Here is a 22,152-nt window from a genome sequence, read left to right on the forward strand (position 1 = left end):
ATCGGCCAGCCGCTGCACGCTCGCGCTCCGAAGATGGAGGCGTGAGCACTCTGCAGGACGCGCCCCCGGAGACGCGCCGCCTTTCGCTGCCGGTCGCGACGCTGATCGGTCTCCTCGCGCTGGCCGCCGCCCTCGGCGTCGGGCACCTGGTGGCGGGCTTCGTCGGGTACACGGCCTCGCCGTTCATCGCGGTGGCGAACTACGTGATCGACCACAGCCCGACCGCCGTCGTGAAGTGGGCCGAGCGGACGCTGGGCACCTGGGACAAACCGGTGCTCAAGCTCGGGCTCGCCGTGGTGCTGGTCCTGTTCGCGCTGCTGGCCGGGCAGCTCTCGCGCCGGACGCCCCGGGCCGGGCAGGTGCTCGTCGTCCTCCTCGGTGCCGCCGGGGTCGCGGCCGTGTACGCGCGCAGCGACCTCGGGCAGGTTTCGCTGCTCGCGCCGGTCGCCGCCCTGGTCGCCGGCCTGATGGTGTTCACCTTCCTGCACCGAAGGGCACTTTCACGTGAAAGTGCCCACCAGGGGCCGCCGCTTCCGGGTGAAAGTGGCGCTTCGGGGGCGTCCAGGCGGAAGTTCCTGCAGGCTGGGGTCGGGGTGGCCGCCGGGTCTGGCCTCGCCGCCGTCGTCGGGCAGGTCGCCGGGACCAGCTCGAACGCCGAGGATTCGCGGGCCGCCGTCGGGCCGCTCGTCCCCGCGCGCACCGCGCCGCCGCTGCCGGCGGACGCCGACTTCGCAAAGCTCGGGTCCCCGCCGTTCATCACGCCGAACGCCGACTTCTACCGCATCGACACCGCGCTGGTCGTGCCGCAGATCCGCACCGAGGACTGGAGCCTGAAGATCCACGGGATGGTCGACCGCGAGGTGACCTTTTCCTACGCAGACATCCGCAACCGGCCGCTGGTCGAGCGCCGGGTGACGCTGACCTGCGTGTCCAACGAGGTCGGCGGGCCGCTGATCTCGAACGCCGCCTGGATCGGCGTCGACCTCGCCGACCTGCTCGACGAAGCGGGCGTCCAGCCGGGCGCGCAGCAGATGTTCGCCACCAGCGTCGACGGCTGGACGTGCGGGACGCCGGCGAACGTCGCCCTCGACCGGACCCGCGGGGCGATGCTGGCGATCGGGATGAACGGCGCGCCGCTGCCGGTCGAGCACGGCTTCCCGGCGCGGATCGTCATCCCCGGCCTGTACGGGTACGTGTCGGCGACGAAGTGGGTCGAATCGCTCGAATTCACCCGCTGGGACGCCCGGCAGGCGTACTGGCTGAGCCGCGGGTGGGCCGAGCAGGCGCCGATCAAGACCGAGTCCCGGATCGACACGCCGAGCGGCTTCGCCAAGGTGAGCGCGGGCAAGGTCCGGCTGGCCGGGACGGCGTGGGCGCAGCACACGGGCATCGCGAAGGTCGAGGTCCGGCTGGACCAGGGGGAGTGGCGGGAGGCGACGCTGTCGGCGGAGGTGAGCAAGGACACCTGGCGGATGTGGTGGATCGAGCTCGACGTGCCGGCGGGGACGCACCAGGCCTCGGTCCGGGCCACCGATCAGGACGGCTACACCCAGACGGAGAACCGCGCGGACCCGGTCCCGGACGGCGCCACCGGCTGGCACTCGGTCACCCTCGACGCGAGCTGAGCTCAGGGCACCCACCTACCGCAGTGAATGACTCATTCCTTGCGTCCGACGCCAGGAATGAGTCATTCACCGCACCGGGGCGCGACCGATCAAGGGCTGCCGCTCGCAGCGCGGGACCGGCCGTTCGCCGCGCGGCGAAGCTCGGCGCCCGCACGTCCCCCCGCGCGCCGGTCACGCGAACTGCCTTGCCGGACAAGGATTCTGACGCCGTGTCATGATCGCGTGGCCGGGGGAACGGCCTCCGACCAGTGACTTTGTGCGTGCGTTCACAAGTGGTCTACCGTAGGGCTGTCGCCCGGGACGGGCCGGTATCGAACCGGACTCCGGGTCCTGGGTCAAGACACAGTTCCGAATGGCGATGGCCGCCAGACGTGCACAGCGGGCAGGAGAACTACGGCGTGGTCACACAGCGGGGGAGGCGCGACGCGGCGGACTCCCCGGGCCGGGCGCCCCGGCGGCCCCGCCGTCCGGCCGGCCTCGACGCCGACAACGCCCCCACCGCCGAAATGCCCGCGGTACCCGCCGGTGAGCCCGGCCGCAACGGGGATGCCCCCGAGGCCGTCCGGGCGAAGTCCATTCCCGAGGCGGCCGTCGCGCGGCTGGCCGTCTACCTGCGCGTGCTGTCCGGAATGTCCGAACAGGGCGCGACGACCGTTTCGAGCGAGGAACTGTCGCAGGCCGCCGGCGTCAATTCCGCGAAACTGCGCAAGGACCTCTCCTACCTGGGTTCCTACGGCACCCGGGGCGTCGGCTACGAGGTCGGCGTCCTGGTCAGCCAGATCGAACGCATCCTCGGCCTGACCCGGCAGCACAAGGTCGCCGTGGTCGGGATCGGCAACCTGGGTCACGCGCTGGCCAACTACGGCGGCTTCCCGGGGCGCGGCTTCCCGGTCGAAGCGCTGTTCGACCTGGACCCGGACCTGATCGGCGTGCCGGTCGGCGGGCTCCCGGTGTCGCACATGGACGACATCCCGCGGATCTGCGCCGAGCGCGGCATCTCCATCGGCGTGATCGCCACCCCGCCCACCGCGGCGCAGTCGGTGTGTGACCGCCTGGTCGCCGGGGGTGTCCAGTGCATCCTCAACTTCGCCCCGGTGGTGTTGCAGGTTCCTGCTCACATCGAGGTCCGCAAAGTGGATTTGGCCGTCGAGCTGCAGATACTCTCGTTCCATGTGGCCCGCCGTGCGGACGACGCCGGGAATCAGGGCAATTCCGGATTACCCGGTGCGGTTCACCCGTCCGAAAATGGGAACGGCAGGCGGAACGGCTCGGGTCCGGACGGCGGACGGGAAATGGTGGTGCGCTCATGAGCGTTTTGGCGGTCGGTCTCTCGCATCGGAGTGCGGAGCTGAGCACGCTCGAGCGCGTCGCGGTGCCCGCTCCCGAAGTCGGCAAGATCCTGGACGAACTGCAGCAGGCCGAGCACATCAGTGAGGTCATGCTCGTCTCGACCTGCAACCGGATCGAGGTCTACGCGGTCGTCGAGACCTTCCACGGCGGCCTCAACGACGTCTCCGAAGTGCTCGCCCGCCAGGCCGGGATGGCCCCCGCCGAGCTCTACGACAGCCTGTACGTCCACTACGCCGGCGCCGCCGTCGAGCACCTGTTCTCCGTCACCTCGGGCCTGGACTCGATGGTCGTCGGCGAGACGCAGATCCTCGGCCAGATCCGGTCCGCGTACGCCACCGCCCGTGAGGCCGGCACCGTCGGGCGCACGCTGCACGAGCTGATCCAGACCACGCTGCGCGTCGGCAAGCGCGTGCACACCGAGACCGGGCTCGACCAGCTCGGCGCGTCGGTCGTCTCCGAAGCACTCGCCGCGGCCGGGGACCTCACCGGCAAGCACGCCGTCATCGTCGGCGCCGGCTCGATGGGCGCGCTGAGCGCGTCGCAGCTGCGCAAGGCCGGGATCGGTGAGATCACCGTGGCCAACCGCACCGACGCCCGCGCCCGCCGGCTCGCCGCGAACGTCACCGAGCAGGGGGTGCCGGCCCGCGCGATCCCCCTGTCCGGCGTCGCCGGCGCCGTGCGGGACGCCGACATCGTGATCTGCTGCACCGGCGCGCAGGACGCCGTCTTCACCCCCGAGCACGTGCTGCCGCGCGGCGGCCGGGAGCTCGTCGTGTGCGACCTCGGCCTGCCGCGGGACGTCGACCCGGAGGTCGGCGAGCTGGCCGGTGTCCGGGTGGTCGACCTGGCCACCATCCAGCGCCGGATGCGCGAGGCCGGGACGCCGACCACCGAGCGCCAGACCGCCAAGGCGACCGGGATCGTCCTCGACGAGGTCCGTGACTACCTCGCCGGGCAGCGCAGCGCCGAGGTGACCCCGACCGTGACCGCGCTGCGCCGCCGCGCGGCCGAGGTCGTCGACGCCGAGCTGCTCCGGCTGGACAACCGCCTGCCCGGACTGGACGGCGCGGTCCGCGAGGAGGTCGGCCGCACGGTCCGCCGGGTGGTCGACAAGCTGCTGCACGCGCCCACGGTGCGGGTCAAGCAGCTGGCCGCCGAGACGGCCGACACCGACTACGCGAACGCGTTGCGAGAACTGTTCTGCCTCGACCCGCAGGCACCCGCCGCGGTGGCGAGCCCGAAGCCCCCCTCAGAGAAGAAGTAGTAGTGACCAGAGTCATTCGCATGGGTACGCGCGGTTCCCAGCTCGCGCTCGCCCAGACCGGGACCGTCGCCGACGCCCTGCGCGCCACCGGCGCCGAGGTCGAGATCGTCAAGGTGACCACGCCCGGTGACCAGTCCTCCGCGCCGATTCCCACGATCGGGGTCGGCGTCTTCACGTCGGCGCTGCGGGAAGCGTTGCAGCGCAACGAGGTCGACGTCATCGTCCACTCGTACAAGGACCTGCCGACCACCCCCGAACCGGGCATCACGCTGGCCGCCGTGCCGCCGCGCGAGGACCCGCGGGACGCGCTGGTCGCGCGCGACGGGCTGACGCTGGGTGAGCTGCTGCCCGGCGCGAAGGTGGGCACGGGCTCCCCGCGGCGCACCGCGCAGCTGCGGGCGCTGGGTCTCGGTTTGGAAATCGTGCCGATTCGCGGCAATATCGACACCCGCATGCGCAAGGTGTCCGACGGCGAGCTCGATGCCGTGGTGCTCGCGCGTGCCGGACTGGCCAGGATCGGCCGGGCCGAGGCGATCACCGAGACCCTCGACCCGATCCAGATGCTGCCCGCGCCCGCGCAGGGTGCGCTGGCGGTGGAGTGCCGGACCGCCGACGTGGACCTCGAGCAGCTGCTCCGGTCCACTTTGGACGACGAAGGCACGCGGGCCGCGGTGACGGCCGAGCGTGCGCTGCTGGCCGCGCTCGAGGCGGGGTGCAGCGCGCCGGTGGGCGCGCTCGCCGAGATCGTCGAAGATCTCGACGCCGAGGGCAAGGTCGTGGAACGGATCTCGCTGCGCGGCACCGCCGCCGCGGAGGACGAGAACGGCGCGGTGGACATGGTCCGGGCCTCCGCGCTGGCCGACAAGGACCAGGCCGCCCAGCTGGGCAAGGACCTGGCCGCCGAGCTGCTGGACCTGGGCGCCGGAGCACTCTCCGGCCCTGCTCAGTAGCGCTCTCGCGAGCGCTTTTTCCAAGACGTAGGAGACCTGCGGCCAGGCGATCGGGCACGGCCGCCGCAAGAGGAGAAACGCACAGATGACCCCCGCGCGAAAGACCACCGGGCGCGTAGCGTTCGTGGGCTCCGGCCCCGGCGACGCCGGCCTGCTCACGGTCCGTGCCCAGGAGCTGCTGACCAAGGCCGAGGTCGTGGTGACCGACCCCGACGTGCCGCAGTCCGTGCTGGCCATGGCCGCCGAGGGCGCCGAGGTCCGGCCCGCCGTCGGCGAGGCCGCCGAGGTCGCCAAGGACCTGACCACCGAGGCCAAGGCCGGCCGGCTGGTGCTGCGGCTGGTCGCGGGCGACCCGCTGACCACCCCGGCCGTGGTGGCCGAGGTCCAGGCGGTCGCGCGCACGAGCGCCGTGTTCGACGTCATCCCGGGCGTCTCCCCGGCCGCGGCCGTCCCGGCGTACGCGGGCGTCGCGCTGGGCGGCACGCACACCGAGGTCGACGTCCGCGGCGACGTCGACTGGGCGGCACTGGCCGCCGCGCCCGGCCCGCTGGTGCTGCACGCCACATCGGCGCACCTGGCCGAGGCCGCGTCGGCGCTGACCGGCAACGGCGTCCCGGCGTCGACCCCGGTCGCGGTCACCGCGAACGGCACCATCAACACCCAGCGCACCCTCGACACGACGCTCGAGAAGGTCGCGAACGACGCCGGCGAGCTCGTCGGGCCGCTGATCGTCACGATCGGCCAGGCCGCCGGGCAGCGCTCGAAGCTGTCGTGGTGGGAGTCCCGCGCGCTGTACGGCTGGAAGGTCCTGGTGCCGCGCACCAAGGAGCAGGCCGGCGAGATGGCCGAGCGCCTGCGCGGCCACGGCGCGACGTCGCACGAGGTGCCGACCATCTCGGTCGAGCCGCCCCGGAGCCCGGCGCAGATGGAGCGCTCGGTCAAGGGCCTGGTCGACGGCCGCTACCAGTGGATCGTCTTCACCTCCACCAACGCGGTCCGCGCGGTGTGGGAGAAGTTCGAGGAGTTCGGCCTGGACGCGCGTGCATTCTCCGGCGTGAAGATCGCCTGTGTGGGTGAGTCGACCGCGGCGAAGGTGCGCTCGTTCGGCATCATCCCGGAGCTGGTCCCGTCCGGTGAGCAGTCGTCCGAGGGCCTGCTGGCGGAGTTCCCGCCGTACGACGACGTCCTCGACCCGGTCGACCGCGTGCTGCTGCCGCGGGCGGACATCGCCACCGAGACGCTGTCGGCCGGCCTGCGCGAGCGCGGCTGGGAGATCGACGACGTGACGGCCTACCGGACCGTCCGGGCCGCCCCGCCGCCCGCCGAGACCCGCGAGATGATCAAGACCGGCGGGTTCGACGCGGTCTGCTTCACCTCGTCCTCGACCGTGCGGAACCTCGTCGGCATCGCCGGCAAGCCGCACACCCGCACGCTGGTCGCGTGCATCGGCCCGAAGACCGCGGAAACCGCCGTGGAATTCGGGCTGCGGGTCGACGTCCAGCCGGAGAAGGCCGACGTCCCGCACCTGGTGGACGCGCTCGCCGAGCACGCCGCCCGGCTGCGCGCCGAGGGTGCCCTGCCGCCGCCGCGGAAGGCGAAGCGGGCCCGCCGCTCCTGAAGTTCCAACGCAGTGAATGACTCATTCCTGGCATCGGACGCCAGGAATGAGTCATTCCTGGCTCGTGGTTCGGCGCCGCTGATCCAGCCGGGGCCACTCACCGCTGGGGAGGCGCCGCTGGGCACCCTTGCGGAACTCCGGCAAAAGCCGCGGGAGTACCTTGGTAGGGGTGTTCCCCGAGCATCGTCCCCGCAGGCTTCGCACCACCCCGGCCATGCGCAGGCTGGTGGGCGAAACGACGCTGCGGCCACGCCAGCTGATCCTCCCGATGTTCGTCGCCGAAGGGATCGACGCGCCGCGGCCGATCTCGAGCATGCCCGGCGTCGTCCAGCACACCCGCGACACGCTGCGGAAGGCCGCCGTCGACGCGGTCAACGCCGGGGTCGGCGGCCTCATGCTGTTCGGCATCCCGGCCACGCGTGACGCGGAGGGCTCCGGGGCCGTCGACGAAAAGGGCATCCTCAACGTCGCCCTGCGCGACCTGCGCCACGAGCTCGGTGACGCCACCGTGCTGATGGCCGACACCTGCCTCGACGAGTTCACCGATCACGGCCACTGCGGCGTCCTGGACGCCGACGGCGCGGTCGACAACGACGCCACCCTGCGGATCTACGCCCAGATGGCCATCGCGCAGGTGGAAGCCGGGGCGCACGTGCTCGGGCCGTCCGGGATGATGGACGGCCAGATCGGCGTCATCCGCCGGGCGCTCGACGAGGTCGGGCACAAGGACGCGGCGATCCTCGCCTACTCCGCGAAGTACGCCAGCGCGTTCTACGGCCCCTTCCGCGAGGCCGTCGACTCGCAGCTCAAGGGCGACCGCAAGACCTACCAGCAGGACCCGGGCAACGGCCGCGAGGCGCTGCGCGAGATCGAGCTGGACCTCGCCGAGGGCGCGGACATGGTGATGGTCAAGCCGGCGCTGTCCTACCTGGATGTCATCAAGGCGGCGGCGGACATCTCCCCGGTGCCGGTGGCGGCGTACAACATCTCGGGCGAGTACGCGATGGTCGAAGCCGCCGCGGCGAACGGCTGGCTCGACCGCGAGCGGACGATCCTCGAGGTGCTGACGTCGATCCGCCGCGCGGGCGCCGACCTGATCCTCACCTACTGGGCCGCCGAGGCCGCTGCCTGGCTGGACTGACCCGTTAGAGTCCACGCGTGGCAGAGAACGACGACCTCACCGGTCTGACCGACGACGAACGGCGCAAGCAGGGCCGCTCGCCCGATCCGGTACTCCCCGGCGAGCGGGCCCCGAAGGCCAAGCCGCCGCGGCCGGTGGCCGTGTCGTTCTGGCTGTGGCTGGCCGGCGGTGTGATCCTGATCCTCGGGTACGTCCAGCTGATGGCGGGCAAGTCCGCGGTCATCGACCGGTACGTCGAGGGCACGAAGGACCCGAAGATCACCCCGCAGATGATCGCGGACGGCGTCACGGCGATGCTGTGGTTCCTCCTGGTCGGCTCCATCGTGTTCACGCTGCTGTTCCTGCTGTTCGCGTACAAGGCCCGCGAAGGCACCCGCTCGGCCCGGACGGTGCTCACCGTGCTGCCGATCGTGATGGTGCTGCTGATCTTCACGTTCGCGCCGGTGCTGACGTACCTGACGCTGGTCGCGGTGCTGCTGTTCGTGATCGCGCTGGTGCTGCTGTACCTGCCTTCGGTGAGTGGCTACTTCCCCAAGGCCGGCAAGAAGCTGTGAGTGACCGGCTGTACGCCGAGTCCGGCGTGAGCTGGGCGGCGATCGGCTGGGGTCCGGTGTTCGCCCTGGTGGGCGCGCTGGCGGAGCTGGCCACCGGCGGCCCGGTGCACGTGGTGGGCTGGCTGATGGTCGGGTTCGCGCTGTGCGTCATCACGATGCCGTGGGTGTACGCGCGTCGCCGCTTCCTGTCGCTGGAGGTGACGACCGAGCAGCTGCGGCAGGGCCGCGAGAAGGTGCCGGCCGCGGACATCGCTTCGGTGACGGACGTGGGGACACCGGTGGGCGCCCGGGTGCTCGGGGGCGGCTGGTCGGTGCCGCGGAAGTACGACTCGCTGCCGGTGCGGCTGGCCGACGGCACGGTCGTGCTGGCGTGGGCGAAGGACGTCGAGGCGCTGCGGGACGCGCTGGACCGGCTCGTCCGGGCGACCCCGCGCGAAGCATGAGAAAATCTCCGGTGTGATCGACCTTCCGCAGCCCACCGGGGCCGAGCTCTGGCCGCCGGAAGAACCCGGCCCGCAGGCGAGGCTGCACAAGCCGTGGCGGACGCTGGTCGCCGTCGTGGAGGTGCTGCTCGCCGGGCTCGCCGGCTGGGTGGCCTTCCTGTGCTGGCACGACAGCGTCGCCACCGTGGTCACCACCACCGACGACGGCGCGGTGCTCGAGTCGCACCGGTACTTCGGCGGGCTGCTCGCCGCCGCCATCGGGCTCGGCACCGTGGCTGCGCTGCTGCTGGTCGACGCGGTGCGTCAGCTCGCGCTCGCCATCCGTGCGCGGAGCCCCAAGCCCAAGGCCTGATACACAGCTCGCGCACAGGCAACGAACAGTCCATTGCTAAGCAGCGGCACCAAAGTTGCCGCATGACGCGCGTGCGTGCCTCGAAGGCATGGGTGATCAACGGAGCTCTGGTCGTACTGCTGGCCGGAGCGGGATTCGGGATATACCAGGCGTTCAGCCCCGAACCGAGCTCGGCGCAGGCGCAGTCGCGCAGCACCCCGGTCCGCCGCGCGACGGTCACCGAGACCGTCTCCGCCGCCGGGACGCTCGCCAGCAGCTACACCGGCGCGGCGAATTTCGCCACGGCCGGCAAGGTCACCTCGATCGACGTCAAGGTCGGTGACGTCGTCAGCGCCGGGCAGAAGCTCGCCACGGTCGACAGCACCCAGGCGGCGAAGCAGCTTCAGGTCGCGAAGGCGAATCTCGCCGTCGCGCAGGACAGCCTCGACACCGCCGAGACGGCCGAAGCCACCCCGGCCACCGGGCAGAACAGCCAGAACGCGCAGACCAACGCGGCCAACAACGTCACCTCGGCGCAGGCGAAACTCGACCAGGCCGAGCTCGACGTCCAGACCGCGCAGCAGGCGCTCGACAACACCGTGCTGTACGCGCCCGGCGCCGGGACCGTCACCGCCATCAACGGCGCGGTCGGGCAGCAGTCCTCCAGCGGCTCCTCGGCCACCTCGCAGTCGGCGAGCAGCAGCGGCAGCGGGCAGGGCGGCCAGGGCTCGTCGTCGAACTCCAGCTCGGCCGCGTCTTCGTCCTCCAGTAGCTCCGGATTCATCACCATCACGAACCTGACCGGCCTGATCGTCGACACCTCGGTCGCGGAGATCGACGTCAGCAAGGTCAAGGCCGGCCAGAAGGCCACGGTGACGCTCAACGCGCTGCCGGACAAGCCGATCCAGGCGACCGTGTCGAGCGTCAACCTGACCCCGACGACCAGCGGCAGCGTCGTCTCCTACGGCGCGCAGCTGGCCTTGACCAGCCCGCCGGACGGGCTGCGGCCCGGCCAGTCGGCGAGCGTGGTGATCACCGTCGCCGAGGCGGACAACGCGCTGAGCGTGCCGGCCGCGGCGGTGCAGACCGTGGGCAGCACCAACCTCGTCACCGTCCAGGAAAACGGGCAGAACGTCACCCGGCAGGTGCAGGTCGGGCTGCGGGGCGAGTCGACCGTCCAGATCACCTCCGGACTGACCGAGGGCGAGAACGTCGTGCTCACCGCGACGGCCGCCACCGGCACCAACGGCGGCACCGGACGCACGGGCGGCGGCACCGGCGGGTTCCCCGGTACCGGGGGCACCGGCGGGTTCCCGGGCGGCGGCCAGCGCGGCACCGGCACCGGCGGCGGCTTCGGCGGGCGCGGATGAACCCGGTGATCGCGGTCTCCGGACTGCGCAAGACCTACGGGGCCGGCGAGACGGCGGTGCACGCGCTGCGCGGCGTCGACCTCACCGTGTGGCCCGGCGAGTACGTCGCGATCATGGGCGCGTCCGGCTCGGGGAAGTCGACGCTGCTGAACATGCTCGGCTGCCTGGACGTGCCGACGTCCGGCCGGTACCTCCTGGACGGTTTCGGCGTGGGCAAGCTGAACGAACGGCAGCTGGCGTTGCTGCGCAACCGGAAGATCGGCTTCATCTTCCAGTCCTTCAACCTGGTACCGCGCACTTCGGCGTTGTCCAATGTGGAGCTGCCACTTGTCTACAGCGGACTTCGCCGGTCGGAACGGCGGCGGCGCGCGCTCGCGGCACTGGAGATGGTCGGGCTCTCCGATCGCGCCAAGCACCTGCCGAGCGAGCTCTCCGGCGGGCAGATCCAGCGGGTCGCGGTGGCGCGGGCACTGGTCACCGGCCCGGCGATGCTCCTGGCCGACGAGCCCACCGGCAACCTCGACCGGCGCAGCACCGAGGACGTCCTCGGCGTGTTCGACCGGCTCAACTCCCTCGGCCGCACGATCGTCGTCATCACGCACGAGGACGAGGTCGCCGAACACGCGCACCGGGTCGTCCGCGTCGATGACGGGCTGATCGTGTCGGACGAGGTCACGCGCGCGGTGGGAGCGGTCTCGTGAACCTCCTGGAGATCCTGCGGTTCGCCGTGCGCGGGCTCACCGCGAACAAGCTGCGCTCGGCCCTCACCACGCTCGGCATCACGATCGGCGTCGCCGCGGTGATCCTGCTGGTCGCGGTGGGCAACGGCGCGTCGGCGGCCATCGCGGCCAGCATCCAGGGCCTCGGCACCAACGTCGTCAACGTCTCCCCGGCCCGCGGCGGCGGCCAGGGCGCGACCGCGCGGCCGCTGACCGTGCAGGACGCGCACGCGCTCGTCGACCCCGTCGGTGCCCCGGACGTCAAGGCCGCGTCGCCGGTGGTCAACACGACGGCGACCGCGGCCTACGGGCAGACGTCCTACGACGTCTCCAGCGTCGCCGGCACCGAACCCGCGTACTTCACCACGACCAACCGCGAACTCGCCCAGGGGCAGCTGTTCACCAGCGAGGACGTGACGGCCGCGCGGAAGGTCGTCGTGCTCGGCCCGACGACGGCGGAGTCGATCTTCGGCACCGCCGACCCGGTCGGCAGGAACGTACTGCTGAACAGCATCCAGTTCACCGTGATCGGCGTGCTGCAGGCCAAGGGCAGCACCGGCCTGCAGAACGCCGACGACGTGGCCATCGCGCCGATCTCGGCGGTCCAGAACTCCCTCGCCGGTTACGGCAGCCTGAGCCAGATCGCCGTCCAGGCCACCAGCGCGGATTCCGTCTCGCTGGCGCAGTCCGAGATCACCGCGATCCTCAACGCCCGCCACGGCATCCGGCTCGGCGGCACCCCGGACTACCAGATCCAGAACTCCGAGCAGCTGCTCGCGACGCGGACGTCGGCGACCGAGACGTTCACTGTGCTGCTGGGCGCGGTCGCGGCGATCTCCCTGCTGGTCGGCGGCATCGGCGTCACCAACATCATGCTGGTCACGGTGACCGAGCGGATCCGCGAAATCGGCATCCGCAAGGCCATCGGCGCCCCTCGGTCGGCCATCCTCGGCCAGTTCCTCGCCGAAGCGACCATGCTCAGCCTGTTCGGCGGACTGCTCGGCGTCGCCATCGGGGTGATCGGCAGCCGGTTCACCATCTCCGGGATCAAGCCGGTCGTGGTGCCGTCGTCGATCCTGCTCGCCTTCGCGGTATCCGCCCTGATCGGGTTGTTCTTCGGCAGCTTCCCGGCGAACCGGGCCGCCAAGCTGAGGCCCATCGACGCCCTGCGTCACGAATAAGGAGCCCCCATGTCTTCCCCCACCGAGCGGGCACTTTCACGGGAAAGTGCCCCTTTGGAGCCGAGCGCCGAGGAGATCGTCGCCAGCCCGGCGGTCGACGGTGACCTGAACGCCGAGATGCGCCACGCGGCGAAGCCGTTCTCCCGCACCACGCTGGTGCTGGCCGGGCTCGTCGTGCTCGCGATCGCCTTCGGCGGCGGCGCCTGGACGCACGCCGCGTTCGGCTCCTCGACGCCCACCCGCCCGAGCGGTACCGCGGGCGGCAACCAGGCCCGGACCGGCGGCCAGCAAGCCGGTGCCGGGCAGCAGGGCGGCGGGTTCCGCGGCGGCCGCGGCACCACCGGCACGGTCGACCGCGTCGACGGCACCACCGTGTACGTCAAGACCGCGCAGGGCGACGACGTCAAGGTGTCCACATCGGACTCGACCACGGTCGGGGTCACCCAGCAGGGCAAGCTGTCGGACCTCAAGCCGGGCGCGACGGTCGTCGTCCAGGGCCAGGCGGGCGACGACGGCACGGTCGCCGCGCAGGCCATCACCCAGCAGGCCGCGCGCTAGTTGAGGACGACGATCGCGGCGTTGAGCGTCGTCGCGTAGAGGATCCAGCCGAGGTAGGGCACCAGGAGCGCGGCGGCGGCCTTCGACCGGCGGCCGAACAGGGCGATCGTCACCACCACGACGACGTCCAGCAGGAGGATGTCGGCCAGGGCGACCCTGGCCGCGCCGCTCTCGAAGAACAGCGGCGTCCAGAGCAGGTTGAACAGCAGGCCGATGCCGTAGGCGGCGAACCCGCGCGTTTCGCCGTCGGTCCGCCAGTACAGCCAGCCGGCCACCGCGATGGTGACGTACAGCACCGTCCACACCGGACCGAACAGGGACGCGGGCGGTGCCCACGGCGGCTGCTCGAGCCGCGCGTAGACCTCCCGCGCCGACGTCGCGGCCAGGCCGCCGACCACGGCCACGACGGCGACGACGCCCAGGAATCCGGCCAGCATGAGCCACTGGTTGCGGTGCGGGGCGCGTTCGGTCACCGGCTGTTCCCCTCCCGGGCGGCTGCCCGCCATCTTAGGCGGGTTTGGGAGACTGGACCGGTGAGCACTGGAACCGAGCAGTCCAAGGCGTGGTTCGACCGGGCGAAGACGGCCATCCCGGGCGGGGTGAACTCGCCGGTCCGGGCATTCAACTCGGTCGGCGGCACGCCCCGGTTCATGGTCCGCGGCGAGGGCCCGCACCTGTGGGACGCCGACGGCAACCGTTACGTCGACCTGGTGTCGTCCTGGGGCCCGATGATCCTGGGGCACGCGCACCCCGCGGTCGTCGAGGCGGCGCGCACGGCGGCGACGTCCGGGCTCTCGTTCGGCACGCCGACGATCGGCGAGGTCGAGCTGGCCGAGGAGATCATCAACCGCGTCGCGCCCGTCGAGCGGGTCCGGCTGGTCAACTCGGGCACCGAGGCCACGATGAGCGCGATCCGGCTGGCCAGGGGGTTCACGGGCCGGACGAAGATCGTGAAGTTCGCCGGGTGTTACCACGGTCACGTCGACGCGCTGCTCGCGCAGGCCGGCTCCGGCGTCGCGACGCTCGGGCTGCCGACGTCGCCGGGCGTCACCGGCGCGCAGGCCGCGGACACGCTGGTGCTGCCCTACAACGACCTCGACGCGGTCCGGAAGTCCTTTGAGGACAACCCCGGGGAGATCGCCGCGGTGATCACCGAGGCGGCGGCCGGGAACATGGGTGCGGTCGCGCCGGAAGACGGCTTCAACGCGGGCCTGCGTGAGCTCGCCCACGAGCACGGCGCGCTGCTGATCATGGACGAGGTGATGACCGGCTTCCGCGTGTCGCACGCGGGCTGGTTCGGTCTCGACGGCGTGGCCGGCGACCTCTACACGTTCGGCAAGGTGATGTCCGGCGGCCTCCCGGCGGCGGCCTTCGGCGGCCGCGCCGACGTGATGGCCAAGCTCGCGCCGGGCGGGCCGGTCTACCAGGCCGGGACGCTCTCCGGGAACCCGGTCGCGGTGGCCACGGGCCTCGCGACGCTGCGCGCGGCCGACCACGCCGTGTACGCGGCTCTCGACGCCAACGCGAAGCGCCTCGGCAACCTCTTCCACGCCGCTCTGAGCGAAGCGGGGGTTGCGCACAACGTCCAGTACGCGGGCAACCTGGTGAGCGTGTTCTTCGGTGACGCGCCGGTCCGCGACTACGCGGGCGCGCAGGCGTCCGAGACGTGGCGCTTCCCGCCGTTCTTCCACGCGTTGCTCGACGGAGGCGTGTACGCGCCTCCGAGCGCGTACGAGGCCTGGTTCGTCAACGCGGCGATGGACGACGAAGCGTTCTCGGTGATCGAAGCGGCTTTGCCCGCGGCGGCGCGCGCGGCGGCGGAGGCCGTCCAGTGACCACCGTCGTCCACATGCTGCGTCACGGCGAAGTGCACAACCCGGAGAAGATCCTGTACGGCCGTCTCGAGGGCTACCGGCTCTCCGAGCGCGGCCAGCGGCAGGCGCTGACGGTCGCCGAAGCCGTCGCAGGCCACGACCTCGTGCACGTCGTCGCGTCGCCGCTGCAGCGGGCCCAGGAGACGGCGGCCCCGATCGCCGCCGCGCACCGGCTCGACATCGCGACCGATCCCGGGTTGATCGAGGCGGGGAACCAGTTCGAAGGCCTGCACGTGGCGGTCGGCGACGGCGCGCTGCGCGAGCCGCGGCACTGGCCGAAGCTGGTCAACCCGTTCAAGCCGTCCTGGGGCGAGCCCTACATCGAGATCGCGCACCGGATGCTCGGCGCGGTCCACCGGGCCCGCGAGGCAGCGGACGGGCACGAAGCCCTGTGCGTGTCGCACCAGCTGCCGATCTGGACGCTGCGGCGGTTCCTCGAGGGCAAGCGCCTGTGGCACGACCCTCGCCGCCGCCAGTGCTCGCTGGCGTCGCTGACGTCACTGGTCTTCGACGGCGACGAGCTGCGCGAGATCGTCTACAGCGAGCCCGCGGGCGCCACCGACCCGAAGGTGACCGGCGCATGAAACGGCTGGTCGTGGGGATGGTCGCGGCGCTCGCCCTGGCGGGGTGCAGCACGGGCAAGGACGCGGTGGTCCAGGGGAGCAGCTTCAGCTTCGTCTCCCCGGGCGGCCAGGTCGACATCACCTACGACGTCGCCCAGCGCCAGACGGCCCCGGTGCTGGCCGGCGAGGACCTGATGAACGAGGGCAAGCAGCTGTCGCTGGCGGACTACGCGGGCAAGGTCGTGGTGCTCAACCTGTGGGGCCAGTGGTGCGGGCCGTGCCGCACGGAGGCGCCGGAGATGGAGTCGCTGGCCAAGCGGGGCGTCCAGGTGGTGGGCATCGACGTCCGCGACCCGGCACGCGAAGTGGCCCAGGACTTCGTGCGCGACCGGCAGCTGACGTACCCGTCGATCTACGACCCGGACGGCCGGGTGCTGCTCAAGCTGGCCGGCTACCCGCGCAACATCATCCCGTCGACGATCGTGCTGGACAAGCAGCACCGCGTGGCGGCGGTGTTCCTGCGGCCGGTGCTGGCCCAGGACCTTCTCCCGGTGGCGCAGCGGCTGACCGCGGAGGCCTGACCCGGTGACGGCCGAGGAGCTGTTGCAGGACCAGCCGCACCGCCGGGTCGTCCGCGTCGGCGACACGGTCCGCCGCCCGGTGCACCCGTGGACGCCCGCGGTCCACGCGCTGCTCCGGCACCTGGAGGACGTCGGCTTCCCCGCCGCGCCCCGGGTGCTCGGCATCGACGACGAGGGCCGCGAGGTGCTCACCTACCTCGCGGGCGAATCGGGCCCGCAGGGCTGGGCCCAGGTGGTCGGCGAAGCCGGCTTGGCCGCTTTCGCCCGGCTGTTGCGCGACTACCACGACGCGGTGGCCGGCTTCCGGCTCGCCGGCGAACTGACGTGGTGCACCGGGACCGGGACCGGCGAGGTGGTCTGCCACGGCGACTTCGGCCCGTGGAACACCGTCTGGCGGGACGGGCGGCCGGTCGGGATCCTGGACTGGGACTACGCCCGGCCCGGGCCCCGGCGCCACGACGTCGCCTACGCGCTGGAGTACGTGGCCCCCTTCCGCGACGACGCCGAATGCCTCCGCGCCCTCCGCTACCCCGAGCCGCCCGACCGGCGCCGCCGGGTGGAGGTGTTCGCCGAGGCGTACGGCCTGACGTCGACGGCGGGGCTGGTCGACGCGGTGCTCGACGTCCAGCAGTCCGGGCTCGAGGAGGTCCGCCGGGCGGCGGAGCAGGGGCTCCAGCCGCAGGTCCGCTGGGTGGCCGAGGGGTATCTCGACGAGCTGGCGGCCCGGGTCGCGTGGAGCCGGGCCCACCGGCACCTGTTCGAATGACGCGCGCTTCGAACCGGGCCGGACCACCGGGACCAAGGTCCTGAACTGCTGTGACCGACGTCCTGTGAAGCGGCCCCGGCGTTCTCACCAGGACCTCACTGCCTACCCTCAACGGGGTGAACTCCGTGACCGAGCTGGCGATCTCCGGGCCGCTGCTGCTCGCCGCGGGTGTCGCGCTGCTGGCCGGGGCCGTCTCCTTCGCCTCCCCCTGTGTCGTGCCGCTCGTGCCGGGGTACCTCGCCTACCTCGCCGCGCTCGTCGGGGCCGAGGCGCCCGCCGTCAGTGCCGACGAAGAGCGCAAGCAGGGGCGGTGGGCCGTCGTCGGAGCCGCGTTGCTGTTCGTGCTCGGGTTCACCGTCGTGTTCGTCGCCACGCTGGGCACGCTCGTCTGGCTCGCCGCCACGCTCGTGCTCAACCAGGACCTGCTGCAGCGCCTCGGCGGGGTGCTGACCATCGCCATGGCCCTGGTCTTCCTCGGCTGGATCCCCGGCCTGCAGCGCGAGATCCGCTCGCACCACGTGCCGCGCGGCGGGGTCTGGAGCGCTCCGCTGCTCGGTGCGATCTTCGGGCTCGGCTGGACGCCGTGCATCGGCCCGACGCTGTCCGCGGTGATGACGCTGGCCAGCGCCACCGGCGGCGCCGAGGCCCGCGGGTACCTGCTGATCACCGTCTACTGCCTCGGCCTCGGGCTGCCGTTCCTGCTCATCGCGCTCGGCGCCCGCTGGGCCGTGCGCGCCACCGACTGGGTGCGCCGGCACGGCCGCCAGGTGCAGATCTTCGGCGGCGTGCTCCTGCTGGCCGTCGGCATCCTGCTGGTCACCGGCGTCTGGGGAGATCTGATGGGCTGGCTCCGCAACGAGTTCACCGGCACCCTGGAGCTGCCGCTGTGACGACCACGGAAGCGCCCCCCAAGACGCCGCCGGGCCCGACGCCCGCGAAGCGCACCTTCGCCTTCCTGCGCAACACCTGGCGCGGCCTGACGTCGATGCGCACCGCGCTCGTCCTGCTGTTCCTCCTCGCGCTGGCCGCCCTGCCGGGCGCGCTCCTGCCGCAGCGGAAGCTCAACGCGCCCAAGGTCGACGAGTACATCACCGCCCACGGCTGGTGGGGGACGCTGCTCGACAAGCTCGAGTTCTACGACGTCTACTCCAGCATCTGGTTCTCGGCCATCTACCTGCTGCTGATGGTCTCGCTGGTGGGCTGCCTGACCCCGCGCAGCTTCGAGTACGCCCGGGCGATGCGCGCGAAGCCGGTGCTGACGCCGCGCAACCTGGCCCGGATGCCGCACTACCGGCTCGGCCGGGGCAAGGCCGACGTCACCGCCGAGATCGCCGCCGTCCACAAGCAGCTCTCCGGCTGGCGCCGCGTCGAACGCGAAGAGGCCGGCGGCGTCCGGACCATCTCGGCCGAACGCGGGTTCCTGCGCGAGACCGGCAACCTGCTCTTCCACTTCAGCATGCTCGGCCTGATCGTGTTCTTCGCCCTCGGCAAGCTCTACGGCTACGAGGGCCAGGTCATCGTCCAGGCCGACGGCGACAGCTTCTGCAACGCGGGCATCTACAACTACGACTCCTTCAACGCGGGCCTGCGCGTCGACGGCACCGACCTCGACCCGTTCTGCGTGAAGGTCAACGACTTCACCGCGCGCTACACCGAGTCGGGCCAGCCGGACTACTACCACTCGAACATCGAGTACCAGTCCGGCCCGGACCTCGAGACGGGAACCTGGCGCCCGTACGGCCTCGAGGTCAACTCGCCGCTGCGCACCGCGGGCGACCGCGTCTACCTGCTCGGCCACGGCTATTCGCCGAAGTTCACGGTCACCTTCCCGGACGGCTCGCAGCGCACCCAGAACACCCAGTGGCGCACGGTCGACCCGGCCACGATGCTCGCCGAAGGCGCAACGAAGTTCGACCAGCCGGGCATCACCGACGAGGTGCAGCGGCGGACCCGCCAGCTGGCCATCACCGGCCTGTTCGCCCCGACGGCGTTCCTGCACGGCAACGTCCTGACGTCGTCCGCGCCCGAGGCGAACGACCCGGCGGTCGCCGTCGACGTCCTGCGCGGCGACCTCGGCCTGGACTCCGGGCGCGGCCAGTCGGTCTTCGAGGTCGACCAGTCGCGGGTCGACGACGGCAGGCTGAAGAAGATCGCCCGCCAGAACCTCAAGGTCGGCGAGGAGATCAAGCTCGACGACGGCACGAAGGTCCGCTTCGACGGTGTCGGCCAGTGGGTCTCGCTGCAGATTTCCCACGACCCCACGCAGGGGTTCGTGCTCGGTTTCGCCATCGCGATGTTCGTCGGCCTCGGCGCTTCCCTGCTGGTCAAGCGCCGCCGGCTGTGGGTGCGGGTGAAACCGGGGACCGACGACGACCCGGGTACCGTGATCGAGGTCGCCGGGCTGGCCCGCACCGACCAGGCCGGCTACGGCGAAGAGTTCCACCGGGTCAGCGAACGCCTGATCAGTGGGCAGAAGGGCTGAGGCATGCCGATCAACGAGACGCTCTCGACCTACAGCGACTGGCTGTACACGACCGCCGCGGCGATCTACGTCGTCGCGCTGATGATGACGCTGGTCGAACAGGGTTTCGGCGCCAAGGGCCGGCTCGCCACCGAACGCGCCAAGCTGCGGGCCCGTGAGCTCGTCGGCGCCGGTGGACCGCCGGTCGAGGAGATCCCGGCCGCGCAGCGCGAGGTCGGCCGTCCCGAGCGGATCGGCCGGATGGGCGCGGCGCTGCTCGTGCTCGGCGCGCTGCTGCAGCTGACGGCTATCGTGCTGCGCGGCCTCGCCGTGCACCGCGCGCCGTGGGGCAACATGTACGAGTACGGCATGGCCGTCACCTTCATCACGGTGGTGACCTGGCTGATCGTCATGAAGAAGTTCCCGGTCCGGCACCTCACCGGTTTCCTGCTGCTGCCCGTCGTGATCCTGATGTTCATCAACGGCACGCTGCTGTACACGATCGCGGCGCCGGTGCAGCCCGCGCTGCAGTCGTACTGGCTGGTCATCCACGTCGCCGCGGCCATCATCGGCTCCGGCGTCTTCCTGGTTCCGGGCGTCGCGAGCGTGCTCTACCTGTTCCGCGCGGCCTACGAAAAGGACAACACGAAGTTCGCCCGCTTCGCCCCGAAGCTGCCCGCGGCCGACGTCCTCGACCGGATCGCCTACCGGACCACCATCTTCGCCTTCCCGGTGTTCACCTTCGGCGTGCTCTGCGGCGCGGTCTGGGCGGAGTCGGCGTGGGGCCGGTTCTGGGGCTGGGACCCCAAGGAGACCTGCGCGTTCATCGCCTGGGTCGTCTACGCGGCCTACCTGCACTCGCGGGCGACGGCGGGCTGGCGCGGGACGCGGGCCGCGATCATCAACATCGTCGGGTTCGCCGCGATGATCTTCAACCTGTTCTTCGTGAACCTCGTCTCGGTCGGACTGCACTCCTACGCCGGGGTGGGCTGAGCAGCCCGCGGGTCCGCCGACTACCGTCGACACCGGGGGCGGAGTGTCAGGCGGAGCGCGTGGAGGTTTTCACCGGTGACCGGACCCAGCGAAGAATCGGCTCCAGGCCACCCCGAACAGGCTGAACCGGCTGCTGCGGCGCCGCAGCAGCCGGGGCTGTTCGCCGACGATCGGACGGACTCGCACCCGCATCCCGAGACGTCGGGGGCGTTCGACGTGCAGCCGACCCAGGCGGTGCCGCCGCCCAACCCGGCGGTGTCGGGCCCGCACCAGGTGCCCAACCCCGCCGTGTCGGGGCCGCACCAGGTGCCCTACGGCTACGACCAGAACCTCCCGCCGCTGCAGCCGCAGTACGGCGACCCGGCGCAGCAGTACCAGGCCCAGGCCCAGTACCCGCCGCAGCCGCCGTCCGGACTGCCGCAGCCCCAGGGCGGCCGGCACGCGGCGCCGCAGCCCGGCCCGGGCCACGGCCACGACCTGTCGACCGCGCACCTGGTCAAGCAGACCAAGCGGCCGCCGCAGTCCGGCTGGCGCAAGGCGCTCTACGTCGGCTCCGGAAAGCTGGTCAACCCGGGGGAGAGCCCGGCGGACACCCGCCGCCGTGAGCTCATCGCCCGCGTCAACCAGCCGCTGCGCGGCTGCTACAAGATCGCGATGCTGTCGCTCAAGGGCGGCGTCGGCAAGACCACGGTGACGACCACGCTGGGCTCCACGTTCGCGTCCCTGCGCGGCGACCGCGTGGTGGCGGTGGACGCCAACCCGGACCGCGGCACGCTGTCGCAGAAGATTCCGCTGGAGACGACCGCGACGGTTCGCCACCTGCTGCGTGATGCCGCCCGGATCACCCGGTACAGCGACGTCCGGTCCTACACGTCCCAGGGTTCGAGCCGGCTGGAGATCCTCGCCAGCGAGCAGGACCCGGCCGTGTCGGAGGCATTCTCCGAGGACGACTACCGGCGCACGGTCAACCTGCTCGAGCACTTCTACAACATCGTGCTCACGGACTGCGGGACCGGCCTGATGCACTCGGCGATGAAGGGCGTCCTGGACGTGGCGGACGCGCTGGTCGTGGTGTCGTCCGGCTCGGTCGACGGCGCCCGCAGCGCCTCGGCGACGCTCGACTGGCTCGAGGCGCACGGCTACGGCGAGCTGGTCAAGCGCTCGGTGGCGGTGATCAACTCGGTGCGGCCGAAGGGCGGCTCGGTCGACCTCGACAAGCTGTCGGCCCACTTCGGCGCGAAGGTCCGGGCGGTCTGCAAGGTGCCGTTCGACCCGCACCTGGAAGAAGGCGCCGAGATCGAGCTGGACCGCCTGTCCGGCGACACCCGCCTGGCCCTCCTGGACCTGGCCGCGACCGTCGCCGACGGCTTCGCCACCCCGCTCTCGCAGGGCTACCGCTGAGCCTCGAGCGCAGTGAATGACTCATTCCTGGCGTCTGACGCAAGGAATGAGTCATTCACTGCAGCCGGGACGGTGTGGCGAAGGTAAAGGGGTTCCTAAAGGTCTTCGTCCCGGCGTTTGCGTTGCTGTTCGGCCAGCTGACGCAGGAAGTCGGGGTCGTCGTCCGGGGCGAGCGGGGCCCGGCGCGGGGCCGAGGTCACCCCGATCCGCTGGCCGGCGAACGACCGCCACAGGAGCAGGGCGACGACCAGCGCGCCGACCGCCGCGAGCAGAGCGAGCATGCCGGATCCTTCCGTATGGCTGCCTGTCCCCCGAGGTTAACCGGTCCGGCCGTGTGGTGGGCCTGAAGCCGGGCCGGTGGCGCACGAAGGCCGTGCCGGGGACGGGTGGTTCCCGTACCCGACACGGC

Annotated in this window: 23 protein-coding genes; 21 read left to right on the top strand and 2 right to left on the bottom strand. The window is 71.7% G+C overall.

The window, feature by feature from the left end; all coding sequences use genetic code 11:
- The first annotated feature begins 41 nt into the window (after positions 1-41).
- The 13 genes from IE317_RS17860 to IE317_RS17920 all read left to right on the top strand — a co-directional run bounded on the left by IE317_RS17860 (position 42) and on the right by IE317_RS17920 (position 13,104).
- Complete coding sequence (locus tag IE317_RS17860) at positions 42-1,625, top strand: molybdopterin-dependent oxidoreductase (RefSeq protein WP_191311426.1); 1,584 nt, start codon at positions 42-44, stop codon at positions 1,623-1,625.
- 398 nt (positions 1,626-2,023) lie between these two features.
- A complete protein-coding gene (locus IE317_RS17865) occupies positions 2,024-2,935 on the top strand; it encodes a redox-sensing transcriptional repressor Rex (protein WP_191311428.1) in 912 nt (303 codons plus the stop codon).
- On the top strand, positions 2,932-4,239 hold the full coding sequence (locus IE317_RS17870; protein WP_191311430.1) for a glutamyl-tRNA reductase: 1,308 nt from the start codon (positions 2,932-2,934) through the stop codon (positions 4,237-4,239). The genes IE317_RS17865 and IE317_RS17870 overlap by 4 nt, the downstream gene beginning before the upstream one ends.
- A gap of 20 nt (positions 4,240-4,259) precedes the next feature.
- Positions 4,260-5,189: a hydroxymethylbilane synthase gene (hemC, locus tag IE317_RS17875; protein ID WP_229902779.1), complete on the top strand. Its 930-nt coding sequence runs from the start codon at positions 4,260-4,262 to the stop codon at positions 5,187-5,189.
- A gap of 85 nt (positions 5,190-5,274) precedes the next feature.
- Positions 5,275-6,807, top strand: a complete 1,533-nt coding sequence (locus IE317_RS17880; protein WP_191311433.1) for a uroporphyrinogen-III synthase — start codon at positions 5,275-5,277, stop codon at positions 6,805-6,807.
- A 169-nt stretch (positions 6,808-6,976) separates the two neighbouring features.
- Positions 6,977-7,948, top strand: coding sequence for a porphobilinogen synthase (gene hemB, locus IE317_RS17885; protein ID WP_191311435.1), 972 nt, complete (start codon positions 6,977-6,979; stop codon positions 7,946-7,948).
- A 17-nt stretch (positions 7,949-7,965) separates the two neighbouring features.
- Positions 7,966-8,502, top strand: coding sequence for a hypothetical protein (locus tag IE317_RS17890; protein ID WP_191311437.1), 537 nt, complete (start codon positions 7,966-7,968; stop codon positions 8,500-8,502).
- Positions 8,499-8,945, top strand: coding sequence for a hypothetical protein (locus IE317_RS17895; protein WP_191311439.1), 447 nt, complete (start codon positions 8,499-8,501; stop codon positions 8,943-8,945). Before IE317_RS17890 ends, IE317_RS17895 begins: the two co-directional genes overlap by 4 nt.
- Positions 8,946-8,958: 13 nt before the next feature.
- Positions 8,959-9,297 (top strand): hypothetical protein, encoded by a 339-nt coding sequence (locus tag IE317_RS17900; protein ID WP_191311441.1) that lies wholly within the window; start codon positions 8,959-8,961, stop codon positions 9,295-9,297.
- Positions 9,298-9,359: 62 nt separating this feature from the next.
- Entirely contained in the window at positions 9,360-10,646 is a 1,287-nt protein-coding gene (locus IE317_RS17905; RefSeq protein WP_191311443.1) for an efflux RND transporter periplasmic adaptor subunit, read from the top strand.
- Positions 10,643-11,347: an ABC transporter ATP-binding protein gene (locus IE317_RS17910; protein WP_191311445.1), complete on the top strand. Its 705-nt coding sequence runs from the start codon at positions 10,643-10,645 to the stop codon at positions 11,345-11,347. Before IE317_RS17905 ends, IE317_RS17910 begins: the two co-directional genes overlap by 4 nt.
- Entirely contained in the window at positions 11,344-12,546 is a 1,203-nt protein-coding gene (locus IE317_RS17915) for an ABC transporter permease (RefSeq protein WP_191311447.1), read from the top strand. The genes IE317_RS17910 and IE317_RS17915 overlap by 4 nt, the downstream gene beginning before the upstream one ends.
- Before the next feature lie 9 nt (positions 12,547-12,555).
- Positions 12,556-13,104 (top strand): hypothetical protein, encoded by a 549-nt coding sequence (locus IE317_RS17920; protein ID WP_191311449.1) that lies wholly within the window; start codon positions 12,556-12,558, stop codon positions 13,102-13,104.
- Here the strand turns inward: IE317_RS17920 and IE317_RS17925 are convergent.
- Complete coding sequence (locus IE317_RS17925) at positions 13,101-13,577, bottom strand: TspO/MBR family protein (protein ID WP_191311451.1); 477 nt, start codon at positions 13,575-13,577, stop codon at positions 13,101-13,103. The two genes, IE317_RS17920 and IE317_RS17925, sit on opposite strands and share 4 nt — an antisense overlap.
- 60 nt (positions 13,578-13,637) lie before the next feature.
- Between IE317_RS17925 and hemL the strand changes: the two genes are divergently transcribed.
- The 8 genes from hemL (at position 13,638) to IE317_RS17965 (ending at position 21,743) form a co-directional block, all read left to right on the top strand.
- A complete protein-coding gene (gene hemL, locus IE317_RS17930; RefSeq protein WP_191311453.1) occupies positions 13,638-14,939 on the top strand; it encodes a glutamate-1-semialdehyde 2,1-aminomutase in 1,302 nt (433 codons plus the stop codon).
- Entirely contained in the window at positions 14,936-15,562 is a 627-nt protein-coding gene (locus IE317_RS17935) for a histidine phosphatase family protein (RefSeq protein ID WP_191311455.1), read from the top strand. Before hemL ends, IE317_RS17935 begins: the two co-directional genes overlap by 4 nt.
- Positions 15,559-16,122, top strand: coding sequence for a TlpA family protein disulfide reductase (locus IE317_RS17940; protein WP_191311457.1), 564 nt, complete (start codon positions 15,559-15,561; stop codon positions 16,120-16,122). Before IE317_RS17935 ends, IE317_RS17940 begins: the two co-directional genes overlap by 4 nt.
- A gap of 4 nt (positions 16,123-16,126) precedes the next feature.
- Entirely contained in the window at positions 16,127-16,888 is a 762-nt protein-coding gene (locus IE317_RS17945) for an aminoglycoside phosphotransferase family protein (protein ID WP_191311459.1), read from the top strand.
- A gap of 116 nt (positions 16,889-17,004) precedes the next feature.
- Positions 17,005-17,778 (top strand): cytochrome c biogenesis CcdA family protein, encoded by a 774-nt coding sequence (locus IE317_RS17950; RefSeq protein ID WP_191311461.1) that lies wholly within the window; start codon positions 17,005-17,007, stop codon positions 17,776-17,778.
- A complete protein-coding gene (gene resB, locus IE317_RS17955) occupies positions 17,775-19,370 on the top strand; it encodes a cytochrome c biogenesis protein ResB (RefSeq protein ID WP_191311463.1) in 1,596 nt (531 codons plus the stop codon). The genes IE317_RS17950 and resB overlap by 4 nt, the downstream gene beginning before the upstream one ends.
- 3 nt (positions 19,371-19,373) lie before the next feature.
- Complete coding sequence (gene ccsB / locus IE317_RS17960; protein ID WP_191311464.1) at positions 19,374-20,342, top strand: c-type cytochrome biogenesis protein CcsB; 969 nt, start codon at positions 19,374-19,376, stop codon at positions 20,340-20,342.
- 75 nt (positions 20,343-20,417) lie between these two features.
- The gene (locus IE317_RS17965) at positions 20,418-21,743 is read left to right on the top strand and encodes a MinD/ParA family ATP-binding protein (protein ID WP_191311465.1); all 1,326 of its coding nucleotides are present in this window, start codon (positions 20,418-20,420) and stop codon (positions 21,741-21,743) included.
- Between the two features lie 95 nt (positions 21,744-21,838).
- Here IE317_RS17965 and IE317_RS17970 read toward each other — a convergent pair whose 3' ends face one another.
- Positions 21,839-22,024 (bottom strand): hypothetical protein, encoded by a 186-nt coding sequence (locus tag IE317_RS17970; protein WP_091303901.1) that lies wholly within the window; start codon positions 22,022-22,024, stop codon positions 21,839-21,841.
- Positions 22,025-22,152 lie beyond the last annotated feature (128 nt).

The sequence above is a fragment of the Amycolatopsis bullii genome, from assembly GCF_014654205.1.
Taxonomy (GTDB): domain Bacteria; phylum Actinomycetota; class Actinomycetes; order Mycobacteriales; family Pseudonocardiaceae; genus Amycolatopsis; species Amycolatopsis plumensis.

Excerpts from the sequence above, each read along its gene's own strand:
- IE317_RS17870 (WP_191311430.1), top strand. The coding sequence starts at position 2,932 with ATGAGCGTTTTGGCGGTCGGTCTCTCGCATCGGAGTGCGGAGCTGAGC.
- hemC (WP_229902779.1), top strand. The coding sequence starts at position 4,260 with ATGGGTACGCGCGGTTCCCAGCTCGCGCTCGCCCAGACCGGGACCGTC.
- IE317_RS17880 (WP_191311433.1), top strand. The coding sequence starts at position 5,275 with ATGACCCCCGCGCGAAAGACCACCGGGCGCGTAGCGTTCGTGGGCTCC.
- IE317_RS17905 (WP_191311443.1), top strand. The coding sequence starts at position 9,360 with ATGACGCGCGTGCGTGCCTCGAAGGCATGGGTGATCAACGGAGCTCTG.
- IE317_RS17910 (WP_191311445.1), top strand. The coding sequence starts at position 10,643 with ATGAACCCGGTGATCGCGGTCTCCGGACTGCGCAAGACCTACGGGGCC.
- IE317_RS17920 (WP_191311449.1), top strand. The coding sequence starts at position 12,556 with ATGTCTTCCCCCACCGAGCGGGCACTTTCACGGGAAAGTGCCCCTTTG.
- IE317_RS17940 (WP_191311457.1), top strand. The coding sequence starts at position 15,559 with ATGAAACGGCTGGTCGTGGGGATGGTCGCGGCGCTCGCCCTGGCGGGG.
- ccsB (WP_191311464.1), top strand. The coding sequence starts at position 19,374 with ATGCCGATCAACGAGACGCTCTCGACCTACAGCGACTGGCTGTACACG.
- IE317_RS17970 (WP_091303901.1), bottom strand. The coding sequence starts at position 22,024 with ATGCTCGCTCTGCTCGCGGCGGTCGGCGCGCTGGTCGTCGCCCTGCTC.